Here is a 22,031-nt window from a genome sequence, read left to right as displayed (position 1 = left end):
GCCCGCGGAAAGCGAAGCGCCTGAAGCGGAAATCAACAGGCAATTTTTACAGAGCTAAATAATAAAAAAACATGCGGTTCCAAAAGAGATTGGAACTACATGTTTATGACATCCATTTGATTATACTAAATTATTTAGATAAATGAGCAGATTGAAAATACTGTTGCAGTATATCCTCAACATTTTCTAAGTGAACAAGCATTAAATTCCGAGCTTTTTCTTCATCTTGCTCTTTAATGGCTTCATAAATATCCTTGTGTTCTTCATACAGTCGTTCAACCGTGGTTTGCTTTGAAAAGAGCCAAACACGTCGTGTTTCTTTCATCGTTTCTCCCATTAAACCTGAAACATGATTCATCAAGCTTAGTAAAAGAGGGTTTTGCGCTGCATCGGCAAGGGCAAAATGAAATTGTAAGTCTGCTATTTCACCGAGTGTTTCATCCCCTTGGGCACTCTTCATTTCTTCGAGAGCCTTCTCCATCATTTCAAGATGCTGACTCGTTCTTTTTTTAGCAGCCGCTGCCGCGGTACCAATTTCAATAATCTTACGAACCTCTAATAGTTGAGCGAAATCCTCTTTATTCAATAAAATGGCAGTTGATAGTGGAAAGGTAATTTGCTCAGTTCCAAATTCCTTTACGAATGTACCTTCCCCTTGCTTCATTTCAACGAGACCCATTGCTCTTAATGAGGTTAACGCTTCACGGATCGCTGACCTCCCCACTTGGAAATTTTCAGCCAGCTGTTGTACTGAATCTAGTTTTTCCCCAGGTTTTACCTGACCCGTTCGAATCATATCATAAATAGCCTCTGCTACTTCTTCATATATCTTCTTTGGTTTAATTTTTTTATATTTCACCCATCCAGCCCCTAACAAGCATTTCTTAAAACGGACGCACTTTATATTATACAGTTTTTATAAAAATCTGCATCAAACATCAGGAATATCATAAAAAAATAGTATTTCATCATCTTTAATATGGAAATATTATTTAGTTGAATTGATAAAATTTTTTAAAAAAAGGATTGTCTTTCTTCCAAATCATCCATATAATTCATTTTAGCACCATCAAACATCTAGTCATCTGATGACCTAGTCACCATTTGTAAGCGGTTACTCTAGTGAAGGAGGGCAGACATTATTAATTGGGAAAAAATCTAAAAAAGCTAATTCGGGGGGATTAAGCTATTACTCAAAATTTTACCGCAGTGGGAGATAATCTCGCACTATCCGCTGTTGTAGCACTTATTCCTAGTCTTTAGTTTTTCTGGGCCTTAGCTATTAAAAGGATGAAAGGCTATCTTGCTGGAATATCGACACTCGCGATCGCCTTAGTGATTGCAATATTTGCCTATAAAATGCCATCAGGTATGGCATTTATGTCCGCATCACAAGGTGCGGTATACGGAATTCTTCCAATCGGCTGGATCATCATTACTTCCGTATTCTTATATAAACTTACCGTAAAAACAGGTCAGTTTGATATTATTCGTAAATCTGTATTATCAATCACAGAGGATCGCCGATTACAAGCATTATTGGTAGCGTTTTCTTTCGGAGCCTTCCTTGAAGGCGCTGCAGGTTTCGGTGCACCAGTAGCCATTTCCGCTGCTTTACTAGTTGGACTAGGATTTAATCCTTTATATGCTGCGGGTCTATGTTTAATTGCAAACACTGCACCAGTAGCGTTCGGAGCAATTGGGATTCCAATCATTGCAGTAGAAGGTCCAACTGGAATTCCAGCAATGGAAATCTCCAAAATGGTAGGTCGCCAATTACCGTTTCTATCTGTCTTTATTCCATTCTATTTAGTATTTATTATGGCAGGATTTAAAAAAACCATGGAGGTATTACCCGCTGTTCTAGTATCAGGAATTATCTTTGCACTTACACAATATATAACTTCTAACTTTATTGGCCCTGAACTTCCGGATATCCTTTCTGCACTTGTTTCGTTATTCGCACTAGCTATTTTCTTAAAGTTCTGGAAGCCAAAAACTATTTTCCGCTTTGCCGCAGAGCAAGAACTTGCCATTACTTCTACAGCTAAACAATTAAAAACTAAACAAGTTCATTATACAGGTAGAGAAATTTTCAAGGCATGGTCTCCGTTCCTTGTACTAACAGGCATTATATCTGTTTGGGGAATTCCTACAATTAAACTTGCCTTAACAGGACATTATGAGGGCAGAAACGCTATTTTAAATGCAATTAATTCAATCGGTCATGCAGTAACATTAATGCCTGAAGTGCCTCTCTTGAACAATAAAATAGTGAACGCTGCGGGTGTTCCGACTCCAGCTGTTTACAAACTTGAATTACTCGGAGCTGCTGGAACTGCAATTTTAATTGCAGCATTTATTACAAAATTCATTGTCGGCATCTCTTGGAAAAATTGGGTTGTAACTTTTTTGGAAACCATCAATGAGTTAAAATATCCAGTAATTACAATTGGTTCCGTGGTTGGTTTTGCATATGTAACGAATGCTTCTGGTATGAGCACCACTCTTGGTATGTCTCTAGCAAAAACTGGTTCAGTATTGTTCCCATTCTTCTCGCCTTTCCTTGGCTGGCTTGGAGTATTCATTACTGGCTCTGATACATCAGCTAACCTATTATTCGGTAACCTGCAAAAAATTACAGCAACTTCAATCGGAATGGACCCAGTACTTGCAATTGCGGCCAACTCTTCAGGTGGTGTAACAGGGAAAATGATATCACCGCAATCAATTGCAGTGGCCTGTGCAGCTGTAGGATTAGCAGGAAAAGAATCCGATTTATTCCGTTTCACCATTAAACATAGCTTTTTCCTAGTCATCATTGTCGGAATACTTACCTTTTTACAAAACGGTGTTTTATCTTGGATGATTCCTTAATTGAACTTACACGAAAGCTCATGCCCATGTGGCATGGGCTTTTTGAATGTTTGCATCCTATCCTTTTGGACTAAAATAAGTTATAATAAAATATTGTTTTCATTTATGCAAAGGAGTTTTTATATGAATGTAATTTGTTCCACCTTGAATGCTAAGTTTATCCATACAAATCTTGCGATTCGCTATTTAAAGGCGTATGCAGCACCGGAATTTACTATACAAATTAAAGAATATACCATAAAGGACCCCATCCTAAATATCGTAACAGATCTTTATCAACAGAAACCAGACGTAATTGGATTTAGCTGTTATATCTGGAACATCGAGGAAACCATTAAAGTTGTGAATCTGTTAAAAAAAGTGGACCCATCGCTTCTTATTGTTTTAGGAGGACCTGAAGTTACTTATGATACAAGAGAATGGATGGAGAAAATTCCTGAGGTTGACTTCATTGTTATGGGGGAAGGGGAACAAACTTTTAAACAACTGCTAGCTGAAATCCAAACACATCAAAATTATAAAAAAGTTCCTGGAATTGCCTTCCGTGATCATCAACAGGTTGTCATTACTCCCCAAATGAATAAATTGGACCTTAAGGAATTACCTTCACCCTATCGCTTCCCTGAAGACATCGCCAATTTAGGTAAAAGAGTCGCCTATATTGAGACAAGCCGTGGCTGCCCGTTTAGCTGCCAATTTTGCCTGTCATCGATTGAGGTGGGTGTCCGCTATTTTGATCGTGAAAAAATTAAAGAAGATATACGATACTTGATGGCTAATGGTGCTAAAACCATTAAATTTGTCGATCGTACCTTTAACATTAGCAGGAGTTATGCAATGGAAATGTTCCGCTTCTTAATTGATGAACATCTACCTGGAACTGTTTTTCAATTTGAAATTACTGCAGATATCATGCGCCCTGAAGTAATTGATTTTCTGAATCAAGAGGCACCAAAGGGCCTTTTCCGTTTTGAGATCGGGGTCCAATCAACCAATGAGTTTACCAATGAGCTTGTGATGCGCAAGCAAAATTATGCGAAGCTCTCAAGGACAGTTTCGATGGTAAAGGAAGGTAGAAAAATTGACCAGCATCTTGATTTAATAGCTGGATTACCTGAGGAAGATTATGCTTCTTTTCGAAAGACTTTTAACGATGTTTTTGAGTTACGTCCAGAAGAGCTGCAGTTAGGGTTTCTAAAAATGCTAAGAGGAACTGGAGTCCGCCTTCGTGCTGAAGAACACAATTATATTTATATGGACCATTCTCCATATGAAATCTTAAGCAATAATGTCCTTCCTTTTGATGATATTGTTAGAATTAAGCAAGTAGAAGATGTGTTAGAAAAATACTGGAATGATCACCGAATGGATGCAACTGTCGAATACTTAATAACCAATGTATTCCCTTCACCGTTTGACTTCTTCCAACAGTTTGGTTCTTTTTGGGAAAGTCAAGGCTGGTCTAGGATCGGTCATCAACTGGAAGACCTATTTCGAAGACTATACACCTTCCTGGAATATGAGAATATTGCCGACCTTGATATTATTGTTGGCTTAATGAAATATGATTATCTTCTAAAGCACAAATATAAGCCGAGAAAACCATGGTGGGAATCGAGTTTCGATAAGGAAAAGCGCACAAAAATTTACAAACAAATTTCCGAACAGCCATCACTTTTAGGACAAGCGTTTGTGGACTTAGGCCTAGATGAAAAGGAATTATACAAACATACTATGCTTGAAGAACTGTCCTTTCATTTATCTGAGCTTCAAACAACCGGGAAGATTACCAAGCAACCTTCCTGTCTATTAGCTTATTTCGATCCAATCAAAGGTCAAACCCTTATATTCTCATTTCTTGAAAAATAACAAGCCGGCATTGCCGGCTTTATTTCTTTTTATTATTGTTCTTCCCTTTTTGTGTCACCTGCATAATATCATACAATTTTGAGCCGTTAACATCGCCAAATTCGATGCTGAATTCTTCAGTAGGAATCCGTGGTGGGGTTTTCCGGCGGCTTTTCATTAACTTCTTCCCTTTTTCCCTAATTTCGAATTTCGATTCTGAAATCTAATCGCATTGTTATTATCAGTAAACTCAGCTGAAAATTCACTTTCCTGAACATTTTTATGAGGTGTCTTTGTATATTTTTCTACTGCATCAAATTCTGCTTTACGCTTAGCCATCAATTAATCCTCCCAAAGAAATAGTTAATCTTACTTCCATAGTTTGAAACAAAATAAAGGTAATCATTCCTTTCCTTATTTTTCATTCATAAAATTGCAGTACTCGAAGAAAATAAGAAAAAACAGGAGTGAAGTGAAAATGAAAAAAGCGAAAAATACAAAAGCACCCGAAACGGTCGGCCTAAATGAAACAATGCCACACCAAATTAGTGCCCCTAGCTTTGAGGGTACAGGTATTAAAATGGAGCCTCCCTTTGTAAATAAAAGTGGTGTTACAATTGGAGATAGTATTTATGCCTCCCCTAATTCCCCATTAGAAAATTGGTCAAAGGATACGGATCCCTCTATCATGGCAGGAGATGAATGGGTCCATCCAACAAATGATATTGGCTGGAACACAAGCGAAAATCGAGAGTTATTAGAAAGTAAAAAGAAACCACAGGCATATCCTTTTATGCATCCCTCAAAAGATGTTAGTCAAGGAAGTGATTGATATAATGAATTCTAGCAACACTCTGGGCCTCCTCACCCAGAGTGTTTTTTTCAGACTGTTCAAAGACAGACACTGCTATAATAAAGGCAGAGTTTCCGGAGGTGATCACATTGCTATTACCTGAATTAGCTGAAAAAATAGTCAAAGAAGTTCAGAAGTTAATTGGTGAGGATATTATTGTCGTAAATACAGAAGGTCATATTATCGCTAGTACAGACTCAATCAGAGTAGGTACCTTTCATGAAGGGGCCTTGTTGGCATCACAAAAAAAGCGAAAGCGGATTATTACAGAAGAAGATCAATTGAAATTAGAAGGTGTTAAAGCCGGCATTAATTTCCCTATCTTTTTCCAAAATGATGTCATTGGTGTCATTGGAATAACGGGAGAGCCCCAAAAGGTAACACCTTTTGGTGAAATTATCCGAAAAATGACCGAACTTCTCATAAGTGAAAATTATTATGCCGAGCAGTTTGACTGGCATACCCGTGCCGTAGAATCATTCGTAATGGACTGGGTTCAAGCAAAGGAGTGGGACGAAACTTTTCAAAACAGAGCAAAGCTTTTATCTATCGACATTGAGGTCAAACGAGCTGTCGTCATTATGGAATTTTTAGGGTTAAACTCTCCTCTCTCAAGAGACAATTGGTCTTCCATCTTTAATTGGTTCAAGCATAATACGAAAGAAGTTGTGGCGCGATCTGGGAATGAAAGGATGGTTCTTCTGATAAATTGCTCGAATGGTCCTTCTCGAGCAAGTATTGAGAAGCGGCTGATGCAATTTTTTAATTTTTTAACAAATAATTTTGGAATTCTTGCCGCAGCAGGTGTCGGCCAAGCCGCAGAACCACACGATATCCGTATTTCCTATCGACAAGCCGAGAGATCATTGAAAATCAAAAAGGCAACTGGGAATATTACCTTCGATGAAGATTTAACCCTTGAAATGATTTTTGAAGAAATCAGTCCTAAAACAAAATCTGATTTCATTAGCAGGACGATTGGTCCACTCTTAAAAGAAGTGGATCTGCTTGCAACCTTAAATGAATTATTTAAGCAAAATCATTCGTTAAAGAACACTTCTAATAAATTACATATTCATATTAATACCCTGCATTACCGTTTAAAAAAAGCAGAAGAATTGACACAATTGAGTCCAAATAACATTCATGATTTACTTACCATGTATTTGGCACTTTTATTTTTAGATGAACAAACAAAAATCAATAAATAATACGAACTTTTTTTAGATGTTTATCCATAGCAGGCAGAGGCCTGTTTTTTTATACTATAATTAGTTAGTTTACGTATATAAGTTAAATAAATTTGTAAGCGCAATCATTCAAATTGGGGGAAAAGGTATGATTTCCAATATTGTGAAGGAAAAATTAGTAGCAATTGTAACCAAGGAAAATTTTGACGATTCCAAAATCGAAAGGCTATCTTATTCTTATGATTCGACGCCAAACCTACAGTCATTGCCGGATGCTGTTATTAGTCCAAGAAACACCAAGGAAGTTTCTGAAATTGTAAAAATTTGTAGCCATCACAAAATTCCAATCGTGCCACGTGGTTCAGGCACTAATCTTTGTGGAGGAACATGCCCAACTGAAGGTGGACTTGTTCTCCTTTTCAAGCATATGAACAAAATTCTTGAACTCGATGAAGAAAATTTAACCATAACCGTTCAACCAGGGGTCATTACCATTGAAATTGCGAATGCGGTTGAATCAAAAGGGCTCTTCTATCCGCCTGATCCTGGTTCAATGAAAGTTTCAGCCATCGCTGGAAACATTAGTGAAAATTCCGGAGGATTACGCGGGCTGAAGTATGGTGTAACTCGGGATTATGTCATTGGCCTTGAAGTTGTCCTGGCTAACGGTGATATAATGCGGACTGGAGGAAAATTGGCTAAAGATGTTGCCGGCTATGACTTAACTCGTCTAATGGTGGGATCAGAAGGAACACTTGGCATTATAACCGAAGCCACATTAAAGCTGATTCCGATGCCTGAAACAAAAAAAACGATGCTTGCCTTGTATGAGGACCTTGAATCAGCAGCCAGATCGGTTTCAAAAATAATTGCAAACAAAATTATTCCAATAACTCTGGAATTTCTTGATCAACCGACATTAAAGGTTGTTGAAGACTATGCACAAATCGGATTGCCAACAGATGCCAAAGCAGTATTGTTGATCGAACAGGATGGGACACTCGAGGTTGTCAATCGTGATTTAGAAAAGATAATTGAAGTCTGTAAGCAAGAAGGTGCTGTCTCAGTCCAAGTGGCACAATCAAAGGAAGAAGCAGCAAAGTTAACAACAGCAAGACGTACGGCCCTATCGGCCCTTGCACGTCTTAAGCCAACTACCATCCTTGAGGACGCCACTGTTCCAAGGTCGGAAATTGCGAGAATGGTAAGTGCGATAAATGAAATCGCGCTAAAGTATAAGCTTGATATTTGTACATTTGGCCATGCCGGAGATGGGAATTTACATCCAACATGTCCAACTGATTCAAGAAATCACGAAGAAATGGAAAAAGTAGAAATGGCTTTTGCGGAAATTTTTGAAAAGGCGATTGAATTTGGCGGCACCATCACTGGCGAGCATGGAGTCGGCGTTGTGAAAGCACCTTATCTTGAATTAAAGCTAGGAAAAGAAGGAATTGCTGTGATGAAGGCCATTAAACAAGCATTGGATCCAAATAATATTATGAATCCTGGAAAGGTTTTCGCAAAAGATAGCAGGAAACGTGTGGTGGTTTCAAAATGACATCAGTGAAGGAACAAGAAATCATCCAAGAGCAGTTTAAAGAACGAATGAATGAAGATGAATTATTAAATTGCATGCGTTGTGGGTTTTGTTTGCCAACTTGCCCAACTTATATCGAATCTGGCTACAAAGAATCCCATTCTCCCCGAGGAAGAATAGCTATGATGAAGGCTGTCGTTGATGGTTTAGTTGAACCTGATGAGGATTTTGAACGATCGCTAGAACTTTGTCTTGGCTGCAGGGCATGTGAACCCGTATGTCCATCGGGGGTGAAATATGGTCATTTGCTTGAAGAAGCGAGAGACATTATCCATCAGAACAAGAGTTTCTCCTTACCCACGAGGGTCGTTCGCAAAACCGTATTTGAAGGCTTGTTCCCTCACCCAAATCGGATGAGAAATTTAACAGGATTAATTGGATTTTATCAACGCTCAGGTATTCAAACCATATCGAGAAAAATTGGCTTTTTAGGACTTTTACCAGAAAGTTTAGTGACAATCGAAAAAGTTCTGCCAAAAGTACCAACTTTAAAAGAAATGAAAAATCGCCCGGAACATTTATCACCAATTGGAAACCAGCTTCATCGCGTTGCCTTTTTTAGTGGTTGCTTAATGGATACAATGTTTTTAAAAACAAATGATGCGACTTGTAAATTACTTCAGTTGGCTGGCTGCGAAATAGTCATACCGCAAAACCAAACTTGCTGTGGTGCCCTGCACGGTCATAGTGGCGAAAAGGAAGGTTCAAAGGAACTCGCAAAAAGAAACATCAAAGCCTTTGAAGATTTAAATGTTGATTTTATCATCACTAATGCCGGTGGTTGTGGAGCCTTCTTGATAGACTATGATCATTTACTTAAGGACGATCCAGAATGGAAGGATCGAGCTAAGAAATTTGCAGAAAAAATTATGGACGTATCAGAGATTTTGGTGTCCGTTGGTTTTCCTAAAAAGGTAAAACTAGAACTGCCAAATCAGATTATTACCTATCAGGATTCTTGCCACCTTAGGAATGTCATGAAAACTGCTTCTGGCCCAAGACTACTTCTTCAATCGATTAAAGGAGTGGTATATAAGGAAATGAAAGAGGCAGATCGGTGCTGTGGTTCGGCAGGAATATATAATATCATCGAATCAGAAATGTCGATGAAAATGCTTGATTACAAAATGGTACAAGCGAAAAACACTCAAGCTGCAACGATCGTCACTGCCAACCCTGGCTGCTTATTACAAATGAAGGTTGGAATTGAAAAGGAAGGACTCTCTGAGAAAATGAGAGGCATACACATTGTTGACCTCTTATTGGAGGCAGTGAAGGAGTAATTAAAAAGAGCCAGTAGGCTCTTTTTTTACTCTGTATCAAAAAAATTTATATCCAATAACGAAAAACATTACCACTAATAAAACACCAAATTTAATTAATAATACTTGTACAGAGGTAATTTATCTCTGTACCGAAAATAAGGAGTTGAATAAAATGGCTAATAGCAGAAACAAATTGTTGGTACCGGGGATTGAACAATATTTAGATCAAGTTAAATACGAAATTGCCCAAGAATTTGGGGTTAATTTAGGGTCAGATACAGTATCAAGAGCAAATGGATCTGTTGGCGGGGAAATTACAAAACGCCTCGTACAACAAGCACAAGCACAACTATCAGGAAAATAACTTCATAAATATGGAAAAAAAGTCCGGATCATATCCGGACTTTTATCTATACTTTTGATTGCTCCAATGGTTTTCATAAGATTTTTTACTTTGTCTGCCATCCTCTTTATGTTTATCTTTTTCTTTGTTTTTCCATTTAGATTCATTGTTGTTCTTGTAATTATTATTTTTGCCGGTATTTGTATTACGATCTTTCCATTTATGTTCTTTCCATTTACTTGTATGGTCTACTTTTTTATTGTCTTCTTTTTTATTGTCTTCTTTTTTATTGTCTTCTTTTTTATTGTCTTCTTGGTTTAATGATTTTTGGTTTTCTGCCCCTTTTTCTCTTTTGTTACTTTGGTTTTTGTGCTGCCACTGATTTTGTTTTAATTGCTTTTCCTCAATCTTTTTCAATTGTCCAGGTGCATTAGATTTACCATTGATCCATTTCTTCTCAGGTTGCTTTTTCAAATCATTGTTCTTATTTTGGTGGGCCTTATTTTCTGTTTGTTTTTTGATTGGTCCTGAAGGAATGGATTTATTAGGTTTTGTAGTGGTAGCTTTATTTTCAGTTGTTGACTGATTATCCTTTGTTTTCTCTGTATTTGTTCGATTGAATGAAGTTTTTGTATTGTTGTCTCGGTCTCGGTATTTGACAATAGGAATACCAAGTTTACGAGCTTTTTCCCTTTCTTCCTGCGTTGCATTTAGGAATGTAGAGCCAACCTTTTGCTTGTCTACTGATGCTTTAATTACTTTAAGATTTTCTTTAAGTTTCTTTTCCACTTTAACCTCAGGCTCTTTGGTACGCACTGTGGAAATGATGACCTGTTCATTAGAATTCAAATAACCTTCTTTATTCAGTTCAACTAAGATTGTTTGTACAACTTTAGAAACATTTTCCTTTTTCCAGTTATTCAAATTCGAGACAAACTTCTTACCGACTTTGTTATTACCAGTTATCCCAACTACTTGCATTTTCTTATTTACACCAAGTTCGATACTTGGATTAACATCAATGGACATATACGCATATGCTTTATTATTTTGATACATTGTGAAAAATGAGCTAAATAAAATAACGAATGCGGCCATAAGTGCCCAGACCGGTTTATATTTAAGAATCGTTTTTAACGGATGAAAAGGATTTGAAGTTTTAACCCTTTCAATTGGAAAAAAGTGAATTTCCTCCCCAACCGCATACGGCTGATTTTGTCTTCGAGTATGTAAAAACTCACCTTCTGGGGTCAAAAGCGTAAGGAATTCATCATCGATATCCATAATAATTCCCTTTTTCATGTGTCAAGCACCCCCTTTATATAATCTTTCATATACACATAATCACTAGCTAAAATAAGTGCAATGGCAATAATATATTTCCTGTTGCGCTCAATCGTCTTTCGGCTGACATCTACCATTTTTTCTAATTGTTTAATGGGAAGACGCTTATTTGTAAATAACATTTCTTTTAATTCTTCATTTTCTACTAACATCTTTGCTGCAATAATGGCATTTTTTCGAGCATCAACATGCTTAGGTGAATTCTCAACTAAGTCATTAAAACTCAAATCAAAGGTAATTAATAAATTCTGAAAGTGAGCAATCTCATCTTTTCTTAATTGTTCGTCATTCTTTTTTTGGTAATCATCTAGTGAGAGTTCGTTAACAATTATTGTTCCAGCGGATTCTTCGTCGGTAGGATCATTGGTTAAATCAAAACTTAAGTGTTGATTTTTGGATTGTTTACGGATATAGTCAATTACTCTTCTTTTAATAATGACTTCTGAAAAACTCAACAAGGAATTTCCTCGCTCAGTTGAATATTTTTCAATCGCTTCATTGAATGCGATGAGTCCAATACTAAATTCATCATCGGTTTCATAGATATATCTTCTGCATACAGAAGATACTGTTTTAGCAATAAATGGTTTATAGGAATTAATAATTTCGTCAAGTAGAGAACGGTCACCTTGTTGAATTAGAAGGACCATTTCTTCTAATGTTTTCGTTTGTTTTTTCTTATTCTTTTTGGCCATAAACAATAAACCTAGCATATGCTCACCTCTATTCGACCAATTATAACATACGAATGTTATCTTGGACTTTTTGGGGTGAGGCATTTTGAAAAAAATAGCCCCAAGAATGGCTATCTTTTCCTATCTATTATTTAAAGCGAGTACTTATTTTTTTGTCTTTGTTTCCTTACCTCCTTATCCACTTCTTTCTCCCCCTTATATTTGGTAAATTGCTCTTTTCACTACATAGTTACGTATCATCTAAAGCAATTTGTGGGGGTTCATTTTGAAAAATTTTTCCCAATAAAAAACTTCAAACCAGGAAAATCCTGATTTGAAGCTTTTTATTGATTTGCTTGTTTTAATGACACTAAAAATTTAATCACAAAACCAACAAGTAATCCGGGAATTAAAAACAACATCGGTAAAAATACTGGTCCAGGATGAATATTAAAGATCGTAATTTTAGGTGATAGCATCAAACCAACTGTAACAAAATAGGCACAAAAGACAAATGGTAAAAATGAGTTTTTTTCATTTTCAGGCATTGCAGTTCGATAACCGTCCCACATGGAAAACATATAGACACAGGGGTAAAACATAAGCCATTGGTAATTAATAACTGCCTCTGCCTTGTCAATTTCACCTAAAAAACTATACATAATCCCCATATTAAAGTGACTCATGGCATTTATCATTACCTCTAATGCAACAAATAAAATCCCTTTGATATATTGTCCCAATATCAACTGACTAAATCCAGGAAAAGCAATATTCCATAAAACTGCTTCGAGTTTGCTCATCTTTTTCATCTTACAATCCCGCTTCTCATGGCATATTTTTTAACTAAAAAACACCTCAACTTAGCTTATCCAAATTTGCCAAAAAATAGCGTATATATAATAATTTTTCCCAACCTTAATTCTTTTTGAGTATACGCAGGTAGGTTATAGCAAAGGTAACCCAATCACGATTGGTGCGAAAATAACTTTTAAAGAGTTGTAGAAATAACGGAAATTTCCCTTTATAAGGATACCAATGGATTTCACTAATTTTCCGGCCGGAATCTTCGACAATTGCTTTTTCATGACAAAAAATCCTTAATCCTGCTTCCCCATGGTACCTGCCGATTCCACTTTGTTTTGTTCCTCCAAAAGGAAGACCATGATTTGCGATACTTATAATTGCATCATTAATAACAACTGCACCCGATACGAGTTTCGAGGCTACTCTTCTCGCTTTATTTTTGTCCTTTGTCCAAACACTAGCATTTAATCCATATACGGTATCGTTTGCAAGCTGAATTACTTCTTCTTCATTCTCAAATGGTATTACAGGAAGAAGTGGCCCAAAGGATTCCTCCCGGATTATTTTCATTTCATGGCTTACATTGGTTACTACCGTTAAAGGTAAAAACAATCCACTTTCCCACTGACCAGGCAGTAGACCGGTCTCTAGTTTTGCTCCCTTCCTCAATGCATCCTCTAATTGGTCCATTACTATTTCTTTTTGAGCCGGGAAGGTCATCGAACCGACATCAGCATCTTCATCTGTCCCCTGTTTTAAGGTTAGAATCTCTTTTTTTAGTAAGGACAAAAACTGGGGATAGATTGTCTTTTCAACATAAAGTCTTTCTGCACTCATACATACTTGGCCGCTGTTGGTAAATGCAGCCCATGCTGCCCCTTTTGCAGCACGTTCCAAATGAGCATCAGCAAACACAATCATCGGGTCCTTGCCGCCAAGTTCAAGCGTTGTTGGAATTAGCTCTTTAGCCGCGACCTGTTGAATCATTTTCCCCGTTCGGACAGACCCTGTAAAAAAAATATAATCCGGTTTTCCATTTGTAAATGCTGCCCCTACCTCTTTCCCACCATGGGCAACTTGTACTACTCCCACAGGAAAGCCCGCTTTCACAAAAAGTTCCTCAATACATTTCCCGACAAGAGGAGTTACTTCCGATGGTTTTAAGATAACGGTGTTTCCTGATGCCAAAGCACTCAGCATCGGAACCATCGCAAGTTGGAAGGGATAATTCCATGGTGAAATAATTAATACTACACCCCTAGGCATGTATTCAATAAATGATTTCTTCCCAATCAATAAAAGAGGCGTTTTTACTTTTTTCCTCAGAAGAATTTTCTCACCATGGTTTATGATGTGATCAATACTGTCTAGAGTCGGCATGATATCTGCAATCAAAGCTTCGGTAACCACTTTTCCGGTATCCGCAGCAATGGTTTTAGCTATTTCATCCATCTCCTCAACGATGATGCCTTTTAGCGTTAACAGATATTTTCCCCTATCTGAAAAAGTCAGGTTACTCCATTGCTTAAATGCAGTTTTACCCTTTTGATAAAATCTATCCACTTGATTAACTGGCGTTTCTGAAACTTCTCCAATCTGCTCTCCTGTTGCTGGGGCAATTACTTTAAGCTTTTCTTGAATTTCGTCCATAGGTCTTCACCCTTGTTATAAAATTTTTATTTGAAACGCTGGGTTATCCTTTTGTTTTAAATAAAAAGATGCCATCGGTTTCATCCCATCTTTAAAATCAGGACAGGATATCTCTGAATCCTTTAGATCAGTAACAGCCTGTGTGCAATCGAAGCTTCCTTGCCAAGTAAAATAATCCAACGCTTCTTTTTCTACTCCTAAATATTTTCGCACTGGTTTAAAAGACAGGAACCATTTTCCTAATTTTAAGGGTACCATTCCTTTTGGCTTTTTGTTTAGCATTTCTTGCATGATTATTTCATAAATTTCTGAAGCACGATATGGATGAGGGTCTGTAAGATGATACGTCTTTCCAGAGGCTTTATCTAATTGGCTAAGATACGTAGTGGCTTGAATAATATAGTCTACAGGAACAAGGTTCACATAGGCTTCACCTTTCCCTAGTCGTGGTATAAGAGGGAGAAATTTTAACCGATCCATGAAGTTCATAATAAAATAGGGCCCATCAAATTTTATGGTTTCACCTGTATGGGAATGACCTTTGACAATCCCTGGCCTAATTATAGTTACAGGCACTTCTGACTTCAGTTTTTCGACCAAAACTTCCGCTTCATATTTTGTTTCTTCATAATGGTTTTTAAAACTACTCGGGGCGATTAGTTCCGTTTCATAAAGTGTTCCTTCTCGATTTCCAACCACATAGGCAGTACTAAAATAAATATATCTGACTAAGTTTGGTAATCGTTTTACCCATTCATTGACGTTTTCCGTTCCGTTCACATTGACTCTTTGGGCAATATCCCTTGGAACAGCTAAATCATAAATAGCAGCTAGATGAAAAACATGGGTAACCCTTTGTTGTAAAACTTCCTGTACTTCGTCCGTAATAGCAAGAAAAGGTTTTGTTATATCTCCAACAATAATATTGAAAGAGGACTGCTCTAGCCCATATTCCGAAATAATTGCTGTCGATTCGTTGATTGCTTTTTCCACCATATCTGGCAGGACCAGGACATAAAATGTACCATTATCATTATTTCTTTTTAAAACTTCACGTATCAATTGATTGCATATGAACCCAGGAAAACCAGTAAAAAAGAACCCTTTTTCCAACATATCTCCTCCTTAAGACGATTGTAATCATTGTAGAGTCCTTAGAAATGATTTGTCCACAGGAAATTAGTCTGAATTTTCAGTTTAATAGAAATAAAAAAAGTGGCGGGTTTCTAATCCGCCACTTTTCTTAATCATGTTGATCCATTGGATTATAGAGTTTAACCGTTGGATTTTTCTCTTGAAACCATCTGAGTGCAAATTCATTTTCAAACAAAAATACATAATTGTCGTACCTGTCTTTAACTAAAAGTGAACGGGAACTTGATAAATTTTCATCTACCGTTTCACTATCTACCCAGCGTGCAATTTTGGAACCCATTCGTTCCATTAATACCTCTGCATTATATTCATTTCTCATCCGATGCTCAAACACTTCAAATTGTAATTGACCAACTGCACCTAATAAATAATCGTCCATTTTAATTGTCTTATAGAGCTGAATAGCCCCTTCTTGAACCAGTTGTTGAATTCCCTTATAAAAGGATTTTTGCTTCATAACGTTTTTGGCTGAAACCCTGACATACAATTCTGGTGTAAATTGAGGCAGTCTTTCATATTGAAAGTCATTCTTCCCTGATGTCAAGGTATCACCAATTTGGTATGTGCCAGTATCGTATAACCCGATAATATCTCCACTAACGGCTTCATCTACCGTATTACGTTCTTCAGCCATAAATGACGTCGATTGAGAGAGCTTAATTTGTTTATTTAGACGCGGAATATTTACTGACATTCCCCGCTCAAATTTTCCAGAACATACTCGAACAAAAGCAATCCTGTCTCGATGTGCAGGATTCATGTTAGCTTGGATTTTAAACACAAACCCTGAAAATTGTTCCCCTAACGGATCAATTTCACCAATAGTGGAATTCCGTGCCATTGGCGGCGGAGCAAACTGGAGGTAAGACTCTAGAAATGTCTGTACTCCAAAGGCAGTCAGCGCACTACCAAAGAAAACTGGTGTCAATCCGCCCGCTGCAATTTTTTCTGCTGAAAACTCATTTCCAGCCTCATTTAGCAGCATAATCTCATCTAGTGTTTGGTCATATAGCCCTGACTTTTTAAGTGGATGGTCACCAGCTATTTCTCCGTCTTCATTTAATGGAATGAATCGGTCTTCTGCATCCACACGGAACTGTTCAACTCGATTGTTATAACGATCATAAATTCCAAGGAACTCTTTCCCCATCCCAATCGGCCAGTTCATTGGATATGATTCAATACCGAGAACCTCTTCTAATTCTGCCAAAAGTTCAAGTGGCGGTTTTGCTTGACGATCGAGTTTATTCATAAATGTGAAAATAGGAATGCCCCTCATCCGGCATACTTTAAAAAGCTTAAGTGTTTGTGCCTCAATCCCTTTGGCAGCATCCACGATCATCACAGCACTATCTACAGCCATTAAGGTTCGGTACGTATCTTCACTGAAATCCTGGTGCCCAGGAGTATCCAAAATGTTAACTCGGAAACCTTCATAGTCAAATTGCATTACACTGGAAGTTACCGAAATTCCCCGTTGCTTTTCAATTTCCATCCAGTCACTTGTTGCAAACTTACCCGTTTTTTTCGCTTTGACAGTTCCAGCGTCTCGAATAGCGCCACCGAATAATAATAATTTTTCCGTAAGCGTGGTTTTTCCGGCATCTGGGTGGGATATAATCGCAAATGTCCGGCGTGACAATACTTCTTCTTTAAAATTGTTACCCATTTCGTTTTCCTCACTTTTGACAATAAAAATTTTTGTCCATAACTTCAATCTTATCTCTCCAACCGGAACTTTGCAATATTTCAATTGAGCAAAAGCGATTATTTCTTTAATCCAGTGTGTAGAAAGAATATAATGAAAGGTAGCGGTAATGATGAATATAGGTACCGTGAATACATAACCACAATGGAGGCACATACCTTGGATATTACTAAAATTGACCAACAGACCTTGAATTTATTGCATAAAGCCTTTGAAATTATTCTAAACGAAAATAAAATTCCTTTTAAAAAAATTGGAATTGCTGAAGAAAACGAACAGTTATTATTTTTGTATGAAGGAAAAGACGAAAAAGTTCATGTTTTTAAATGGAGTAAAGCATCATGTATCGGTGCAAGTATTGGCGCCATCGCTCAAAGTGTGTTAATGCCAATCATCCCTCATCTTCGCTTATTATCATAACCATTAGAAACCACACCAGCACATATTACAATCGTGCTGGTTATTTTTTATGCTTAAGGATACTGTGTTTCCCAACGATTCCCACATCCATTTTTCTGGAAGCTCCTTTATAATAGAGTATGACCTTGTTAAAGGAGATGAAGAAAATTGAAGCCAAATATAAAAAAAGTTTCTAAGTTTATTCCGCTAATTGCAGCGTTTATATTAGTTATTGCAGGAATCGTCTGGGTTATTCAGAGCACTAATAATGAAGTAGCGATTCCGTTTTCTTCTGTTGAGAAAACCATACAAGCTCAACAAGGAAAGGTCGTTAAAATCATTGAAAAGCCCGATGGAAGCCTTTATATTCATACTGGCGACGCGGTATTTGTTTCCCATGTTCCACCAAATAGCCAAATGGTAGATAAGTTGGTTGCTAAATATAATATTGAATATTCATATTCAACGAGCAGTAAATATGGAAAATGGATTTTGGGCGGTGTAATTATCCTCTTGGCTGGAGCAGCATTCGCTCTACAGAAAACAAAAGGCGGCTTTGGACTAAATAATTCTATGAAGAATAGTGTTGCCAAGTCTCGTACACTTCCTTCGATTACCTTTAAAGATGTCGGTGGACTCGGAGACGAAATGAAAGAAGAAATATTACAAACAGTCTCTACCTTAAAAGAACCGGATCGATCGGCCAAATTAGGGATTAGACCACCAAAGGGCATCCTTTTATATGGTCCTCCAGGTACTGGTAAAACTCTGCTTGCTCAAGCAATCGCACGTGAATTAAATGCTGCATTCTTTTCAGCTAGTGGATCGGCATTTAATGAAATGTTTATTGGAGTGGGGGCAAGCCGGGTTCGTTCCTTGTTTAAGGCAGCAAGAAAACAAGGTCCAGCAGTTATATTTATTGATGAAGTGGATGCTTTAGCCGCCAAAAGAAAGGCACATGGCGGTGAAGAAGCAGAAAAAACTTTAACAGAATTACTTGTACAATTAGATGGCGGCCATCCTAATGATGGTATCCTTTTTATAGCTGCCACAAACCGCAAAGACATGTTGGATGATGCTTTTCTTCGTCCAGGAAGAATTGATTTCTCTTTCCATGTACCACTTCCTGATACAAAAGGAAGAAGAGAAATTATTGCTATACATGCCAATGACAAGTCATTTTCCAAGGATGCTCTTGCACAATTAGATGAACTAGCAGAAAGCACTTCAGGTTTTTCTGGTGCCGAGCTTCAGTCTCTATTTGAAACTGCTAGTCGAAGAGCGGTACGGAATGGACAAGATATGATTCAAAAACATGACCTTGACTATGCTCTTGATAGGACGATCTTAGGGAACACTTCCCGATCCTTACAAGATTATGAAACAAAACGAAGGGTCGCCATTCATGAAGCAGGCCATGCCATTGTAGCTTCATTAACAAAGCCGGGTTCAGTCAGAAAAGCAACCATTATCCCGCGTGGCGAGGCGTTAGGGTATGTTGCCCCGATTCCTAAGGAATTGCATTTGTCGACAACCAGTGACCTCCTAGAGCGGGTTGCAATGGTTTTAGCTGGTGGAGTTGCCGAGAGAATCCATCTTGGAGAGCACAGCATCGGTGTTAGCGGCGACGTCGGGCAGGCCAAACAAATCATTGAACAAATGGTGGACACTGGAATGCTTCAAGATGGTTTTACATTGACATTCAAAAAACAAGATAAAGAAGAGAAGATGCAAGAGCTATTTGAGAAAGCTTTAGAAAAAGCAGAAAATCTTATAAATAGCCATCAATATCAGTATCAACAATTAGTTGATGCTTTATTAAAGAAAGAAACACTTGAAGGCTCTGAAATTGAAGAGATTGTTTGGGGAACACGGACAACCTTACGTGATAACGTGGTATTAGTATAAAAATAGCCAACGAAAACCAGGTGCTAATTCGAGCGCCTGGTTTTGTTTATGATGAAATATCTTATGTTTTTTTGATTTGGTGGTAAACTAAGATTTGACTTCACATAAAGGAAGTGAACGAATTGTTCGGTAAAACTAAGATGTTTGAAAAAGAGCAGTATAAATATAACAACGAAGCAAAGGATTACCTCGGCAATCCGCAAAAAACACAAGGGTTACTTAACAAAGCGATAAAATTGGCGAACGAGAAGAAAGAAAGTTTAGGAGAAGTATGGGATAAACTGCAATTATTTTTTGAATTAGTTAAAGCATATTCAAAAGGAGAATATAAAAATATCGCACCAAGCACCATCCTTACCGTTATCGGTACCCTGCTTTACTTTGTTTCACCTCTAGACTTAATACCAGATTTCATCATTGGTCTTGGAATCCTTGATGATGCAGCGTTGATTGGTTATACCGTAAAGAAAATTTCAACCGAATTAGATGCATTTAGTAAATGGAAACGAGCTAACATTCTTCAATATGAAAACCCGCTTGATTAACCAAGCGGGTCCACTTTTTTATTTTTTTATCTAAAGCAAGCTGCACCCACAATGATCAAGAGGATGAATAATACAACGATTAAGGCAAATCCACCGCCGTAGCCGCATCCGCCGCCGTAACCGCATCCACCATATCCACCATATCCATATCCAAACATGTATCAAGACCTCCTTTTTATCTTAATCGATTTCTTAGTAGCACCATGAAGCCCCAATAATGATTAACAAAATAAATAAAACGACTACAAGGGCAAATCCGCCGCCCATGCCACCAGCTGCACCTGACATTTAAATTACCTCCTTTTCTTAATTCCATATATCCTATTCACTTGGTCAAAAATGTGCGATAGACACATATCCTAAATACCTAGTTTTGAAAAAAAAGAAGAAGCCCATTCTTAGGTACAAAACTAATTAATTAAAGGCATATATGAGCCTAGAAAAAAATAATTTACAAATTTATCCTCTTTCAATTGACATTTCTTTTTATTTTTCATACCATGTTCACAAATAATTATAGATTGGAGCCCACAACTTGAGGAACCCTGCTACCCTTTTAGTTATCCTTTTCGCATTACTGTTTCGGGCAATAACACGATTAATTGTAAAAACTGAACAACACTCCCCCTTGAAAATTGGCCATAGAGGTGCAGCAGGCTACTGTCCAGAAAACACCATTTCATCCTTTCAAAAAGCGTTAGAATTAGGTGCTGACTACCTAGAGCTTGACATTCAAATGACTAAAGATGGTGAACTGGTTGTGATTCATGATTCAACCGTTAACAGAACAACGAATGGAAAAGGGAAAGTAATGGATTTTACCTTACCGGAAATTCAAAATCTTGATGCAGGAAGTTGGTTTCATCGTAAATTTGCGGGCGAGAAAATACCATCTCTCTCTGAAGTTTTTGATGAGTTTGCGGGGAAAATAGGCTTTTTAATTGAACTAAAAAAACCATCGCTTTATCCCCTAATTGAGGAAAAACTTGCGGAGGAACTAATGAAAAGAGAGTTTACTACAGGTGACAGGCAAATTATTGTTCAATCCTTTGATCGTGAATCCCTTAAACGTTTTCATGAACTCCTGCCTTCCATTCCAATTGGTATTTTGGTAAGAAATGCAGGTTTGAAGATGATTTCGAACAAAAATTTAAAGTCCTTTGCTAGCTATGTGTCGTATGTAAATCCGAAAATATCCATGGTGAATAAGCGGATGATTAAAAGAATTCACCTCCATGGCTTTAAAACAATTATTTGGACAGTTAAAAGGAAAAATGACTTAAAGGCAATAAAAAATTTACATGTTGAAGGTATTGTCAGTGACTTTCCAGATTTATCTTAAGAAAAAGCAGGGTCTATTCATTAGACCCTCTTTGTTTTTAACATTTTGGTTCAACAATGGGTAGCTCCCGATTTACTAATTTAGGTGATAAAGGTTTAATACTACAAAAACAAGACAAATCAACAATAATGCAATTATCTGTTTTGACAAGTGAAAATACCTCATCACACAATTCTACTGGATATCCGTCCATATCTACCGGCAAGAGCAGCGATAATGTTGCGCAGCAATGTCTGGAATCGAGACTTTCTATTCGGAACACTTGGGTTGTAAAGAATTTACCATTTCTTGTTCTTCCAAATACCTCAAAAGCACATTTCCCATTTGAAAGGACAAACGGAATGGTATCATATCCAATCTTATCACACACAAATCTAAAATCATTGAAGGATAATCTTTGTTGCTCTTCAAGAAGTTGTTCTAGTTCATTACATAAACAGTGCTCCTGACACCGTTCTTCCCCCATGTTTTCCCTCCTCCCCTGTTACCACTCAACTGTCCCTTATTTTAAAATATTCTAGTA

Annotated in this window: 22 protein-coding genes and 1 pseudogene; 11 read left to right on the top strand and 12 right to left on the bottom strand. The window is 37.4% G+C overall.

Translation table 11 applies throughout. The features are described 5' to 3' along the window. Positions 1–130 precede the first annotated feature (130 nt). Positions 131–859, bottom strand: coding sequence for a FadR/GntR family transcriptional regulator (locus V7137_RS13625; protein ID WP_335698589.1), 729 nt, complete (start codon positions 857–859; stop codon positions 131–133). Between the two features lie 329 nt (positions 860–1,188). Between V7137_RS13625 and V7137_RS13620 the strand changes: the two are divergent. Together V7137_RS13620 and V7137_RS13615 are read left to right on the top strand one after the other, a co-directional pair. Beyond that, positions 1,189–2,877 (top strand): annotated as a pseudogene (locus tag V7137_RS13620) (L-lactate permease). 123 nt (positions 2,878–3,000) lie between these two features. Further along, positions 3,001–4,746: a B12-binding domain-containing radical SAM protein gene (locus tag V7137_RS13615; RefSeq protein ID WP_335698588.1), complete on the top strand. Its 1,746-nt coding sequence runs from the start codon at positions 3,001–3,003 to the stop codon at positions 4,744–4,746. Positions 4,747–4,765: 19 nt separating this feature from the next. Here the strand turns inward: V7137_RS13615 and V7137_RS13610 are convergent, their stop codons facing one another. Continuing rightward, positions 4,766–4,903: a hypothetical protein gene (locus V7137_RS13610; protein WP_218345825.1), complete on the bottom strand. Its 138-nt coding sequence runs from the start codon at positions 4,901–4,903 to the stop codon at positions 4,766–4,768. Then, positions 4,903–5,064: a hypothetical protein gene (locus V7137_RS13605; RefSeq protein WP_166257651.1), complete on the bottom strand. Its 162-nt coding sequence runs from the start codon at positions 5,062–5,064 to the stop codon at positions 4,903–4,905. The genes V7137_RS13610 and V7137_RS13605 overlap by 1 nt, the downstream gene beginning before the upstream one ends. Before the next feature lie 139 nt (positions 5,065–5,203). Here V7137_RS13605 and V7137_RS13600 point away from each other — a divergent pair, with 139 nt between their 5' ends. From V7137_RS13600 to V7137_RS13580, 5 genes are all read left to right on the top strand, one after another. After that, positions 5,204–5,557, top strand: coding sequence for a DUF3905 domain-containing protein (locus tag V7137_RS13600; protein ID WP_335698587.1), 354 nt, complete (start codon positions 5,204–5,206; stop codon positions 5,555–5,557). Positions 5,558–5,667: 110 nt separating this feature from the next. Further along, positions 5,668–6,789, top strand: a complete 1,122-nt coding sequence (locus V7137_RS13595; protein WP_335698586.1) for a CdaR family transcriptional regulator — start codon at positions 5,668–5,670, stop codon at positions 6,787–6,789. A gap of 127 nt (positions 6,790–6,916) precedes the next feature. After that, positions 6,917–8,329, top strand: coding sequence for a glycolate oxidase subunit GlcD (gene glcD, locus V7137_RS13590; protein ID WP_335698585.1), 1,413 nt, complete (start codon positions 6,917–6,919; stop codon positions 8,327–8,329). After that, the gene (locus tag V7137_RS13585; protein ID WP_335698584.1) at positions 8,326–9,651 is read left to right on the top strand and encodes a (Fe-S)-binding protein; all 1,326 of its coding nucleotides are present in this window, start codon (positions 8,326–8,328) and stop codon (positions 9,649–9,651) included. Before glcD ends, V7137_RS13585 begins: the two co-directional genes overlap by 4 nt. Before the next feature lie 154 nt (positions 9,652–9,805). Next, entirely contained in the window at positions 9,806–9,997 is a 192-nt protein-coding gene (locus tag V7137_RS13580) for an alpha/beta-type small acid-soluble spore protein (protein ID WP_218345830.1), read from the top strand. Between the two features lie 42 nt (positions 9,998–10,039). On the opposite strand, the gene V7137_RS13575 is transcribed toward V7137_RS13580, so the two are convergent. The 6 genes from V7137_RS13575 to V7137_RS13550 all read right to left on the bottom strand — a co-directional run bounded on the left by V7137_RS13575 (position 10,040) and on the right by V7137_RS13550 (position 17,275). Beyond that, the gene (locus V7137_RS13575; RefSeq protein WP_335698583.1) at positions 10,040–11,278 is read right to left on the bottom strand and encodes an anti-sigma factor domain-containing protein; all 1,239 of its coding nucleotides are present in this window, start codon (positions 11,276–11,278) and stop codon (positions 10,040–10,042) included. Further along, entirely contained in the window at positions 11,275–12,033 is a 759-nt protein-coding gene (gene sigI / locus V7137_RS13570) for an RNA polymerase sigma factor SigI (protein ID WP_335698582.1), read from the bottom strand. Before sigI ends, V7137_RS13575 begins: the two co-directional genes overlap by 4 nt. 305 nt (positions 12,034–12,338) lie before the next feature. Continuing rightward, positions 12,339–12,806, bottom strand: a complete 468-nt coding sequence (locus V7137_RS13565) for a hypothetical protein (protein WP_335698581.1) — start codon at positions 12,804–12,806, stop codon at positions 12,339–12,341. A gap of 106 nt (positions 12,807–12,912) precedes the next feature. Continuing rightward, positions 12,913–14,451, bottom strand: coding sequence for an aldehyde dehydrogenase family protein (locus tag V7137_RS13560; protein WP_335698580.1), 1,539 nt, complete (start codon positions 14,449–14,451; stop codon positions 12,913–12,915). A 15-nt stretch (positions 14,452–14,466) separates the two neighbouring features. Continuing rightward, positions 14,467–15,567 (bottom strand): SDR family oxidoreductase, encoded by a 1,101-nt coding sequence (locus V7137_RS13555; RefSeq protein WP_335698579.1) that lies wholly within the window; start codon positions 15,565–15,567, stop codon positions 14,467–14,469. A 127-nt stretch (positions 15,568–15,694) separates the two neighbouring features. Then, entirely contained in the window at positions 15,695–17,275 is a 1,581-nt protein-coding gene (locus tag V7137_RS13550) for a peptide chain release factor 3 (RefSeq protein ID WP_335698609.1), read from the bottom strand. Positions 17,276–17,473: 198 nt separating this feature from the next. Here V7137_RS13550 and V7137_RS13545 point away from each other — a divergent pair, with 198 nt between their 5' ends. The 3 genes from V7137_RS13545 (at position 17,474) to V7137_RS13535 (ending at position 20,166) form a co-directional block, all read left to right on the top strand. Next, positions 17,474–17,734: a hypothetical protein gene (locus tag V7137_RS13545; protein WP_335698578.1), complete on the top strand. Its 261-nt coding sequence runs from the start codon at positions 17,474–17,476 to the stop codon at positions 17,732–17,734. A 147-nt stretch (positions 17,735–17,881) separates the two neighbouring features. Further along, the gene (locus V7137_RS13540) at positions 17,882–19,621 is read left to right on the top strand and encodes an AAA family ATPase (protein ID WP_335698577.1); all 1,740 of its coding nucleotides are present in this window, start codon (positions 17,882–17,884) and stop codon (positions 19,619–19,621) included. Positions 19,622–19,743: 122 nt separating this feature from the next. Then, positions 19,744–20,166: a YkvA family protein gene (locus tag V7137_RS13535; RefSeq protein ID WP_335698576.1), complete on the top strand. Its 423-nt coding sequence runs from the start codon at positions 19,744–19,746 to the stop codon at positions 20,164–20,166. A gap of 26 nt (positions 20,167–20,192) precedes the next feature. Here the strand turns inward: V7137_RS13535 and V7137_RS13530 are convergent, their stop codons facing one another. Next, positions 20,193–20,324, bottom strand: coding sequence for a YjcZ family sporulation protein (locus V7137_RS13530; protein ID WP_335698575.1), 132 nt, complete (start codon positions 20,322–20,324; stop codon positions 20,193–20,195). Positions 20,325–20,358: 34 nt separating this feature from the next. Beyond that, entirely contained in the window at positions 20,359–20,454 is a 96-nt protein-coding gene (locus V7137_RS13525) for a YjcZ family sporulation protein (protein WP_335698574.1), read from the bottom strand. A 247-nt stretch (positions 20,455–20,701) separates the two neighbouring features. On the opposite strand from V7137_RS13525, the gene V7137_RS13520 reads away from it, so the two are divergent. Continuing rightward, positions 20,702–21,508 (top strand): glycerophosphodiester phosphodiesterase, encoded by an 807-nt coding sequence (locus V7137_RS13520; protein ID WP_335698573.1) that lies wholly within the window; start codon positions 20,702–20,704, stop codon positions 21,506–21,508. A 37-nt stretch (positions 21,509–21,545) separates the two neighbouring features. On the opposite strand, the gene V7137_RS13515 is transcribed toward V7137_RS13520, so the two are convergent. After that, the gene (locus V7137_RS13515; RefSeq protein ID WP_335698572.1) at positions 21,546–21,974 is read right to left on the bottom strand and encodes a CotY/CotZ family spore coat protein; all 429 of its coding nucleotides are present in this window, start codon (positions 21,972–21,974) and stop codon (positions 21,546–21,548) included. Between the last annotated feature and the right edge of the window lie 57 nt (positions 21,975–22,031).

Source organism: Neobacillus drentensis (assembly GCF_036962765.1).
In the GTDB taxonomy this organism is placed as follows: domain Bacteria; phylum Bacillota; class Bacilli; order Bacillales; family Cytobacillaceae; genus Neobacillus; species Neobacillus drentensis_C.
The sequence above is the reverse complement of the archived record's forward strand: the minus strand, read 5'-3'. Positions and strand labels throughout refer to the sequence as shown.

What these genes read in the sequence shown, in the direction of transcription:
- V7137_RS13600 (WP_335698587.1), top strand. Translation starts at nt 5,204, where the DNA reads ATGAAAAAAGCGAAAAATACAAAAGCACCCGAAACGGTCGGCCTAAAT.
- sigI (WP_335698582.1), bottom strand. Translation starts at nt 12,033, where the DNA reads ATGCTAGGTTTATTGTTTATGGCCAAAAAGAATAAGAAAAAACAAACG.
- V7137_RS13555 (WP_335698579.1), bottom strand. Translation starts at nt 15,567, where the DNA reads ATGTTGGAAAAAGGGTTCTTTTTTACTGGTTTTCCTGGGTTCATATGC.
- V7137_RS13575 (WP_335698583.1), bottom strand. Translation starts at nt 11,278, where the DNA reads ATGAAAAAGGGAATTATTATGGATATCGATGATGAATTCCTTACGCTT.
- V7137_RS13530 (WP_335698575.1), bottom strand. Translation starts at nt 20,324, where the DNA reads ATGTTTGGATATGGATATGGTGGATATGGTGGATGCGGTTACGGCGGC.
- V7137_RS13580 (WP_218345830.1), top strand. Translation starts at nt 9,806, where the DNA reads ATGGCTAATAGCAGAAACAAATTGTTGGTACCGGGGATTGAACAATAT.
- V7137_RS13615 (WP_335698588.1), top strand. Translation starts at nt 3,001, where the DNA reads ATGAATGTAATTTGTTCCACCTTGAATGCTAAGTTTATCCATACAAAT.
- V7137_RS13560 (WP_335698580.1), bottom strand. Translation starts at nt 14,451, where the DNA reads ATGGACGAAATTCAAGAAAAGCTTAAAGTAATTGCCCCAGCAACAGGA.
- V7137_RS13585 (WP_335698584.1), top strand. Translation starts at nt 8,326, where the DNA reads ATGACATCAGTGAAGGAACAAGAAATCATCCAAGAGCAGTTTAAAGAA.
- V7137_RS13610 (WP_218345825.1), bottom strand. Translation starts at nt 4,903, where the DNA reads ATGAAAAGCCGCCGGAAAACCCCACCACGGATTCCTACTGAAGAATTC.
- V7137_RS13550 (WP_335698609.1), bottom strand. Translation starts at nt 17,275, where the DNA reads ATGGGTAACAATTTTAAAGAAGAAGTATTGTCACGCCGGACATTTGCG.
- V7137_RS13515 (WP_335698572.1), bottom strand. Translation starts at nt 21,974, where the DNA reads ATGGGGGAAGAACGGTGTCAGGAGCACTGTTTATGTAATGAACTAGAA.
- V7137_RS13565 (WP_335698581.1), bottom strand. Translation starts at nt 12,806, where the DNA reads ATGAAAAAGATGAGCAAACTCGAAGCAGTTTTATGGAATATTGCTTTT.
- glcD (WP_335698585.1), top strand. Translation starts at nt 6,917, where the DNA reads ATGATTTCCAATATTGTGAAGGAAAAATTAGTAGCAATTGTAACCAAG.
- V7137_RS13605 (WP_166257651.1), bottom strand. Translation starts at nt 5,064, where the DNA reads ATGGCTAAGCGTAAAGCAGAATTTGATGCAGTAGAAAAATATACAAAG.
- V7137_RS13525 (WP_335698574.1), bottom strand. Translation starts at nt 20,454, where the DNA reads ATGTCAGGTGCAGCTGGTGGCATGGGCGGCGGATTTGCCCTTGTAGTC.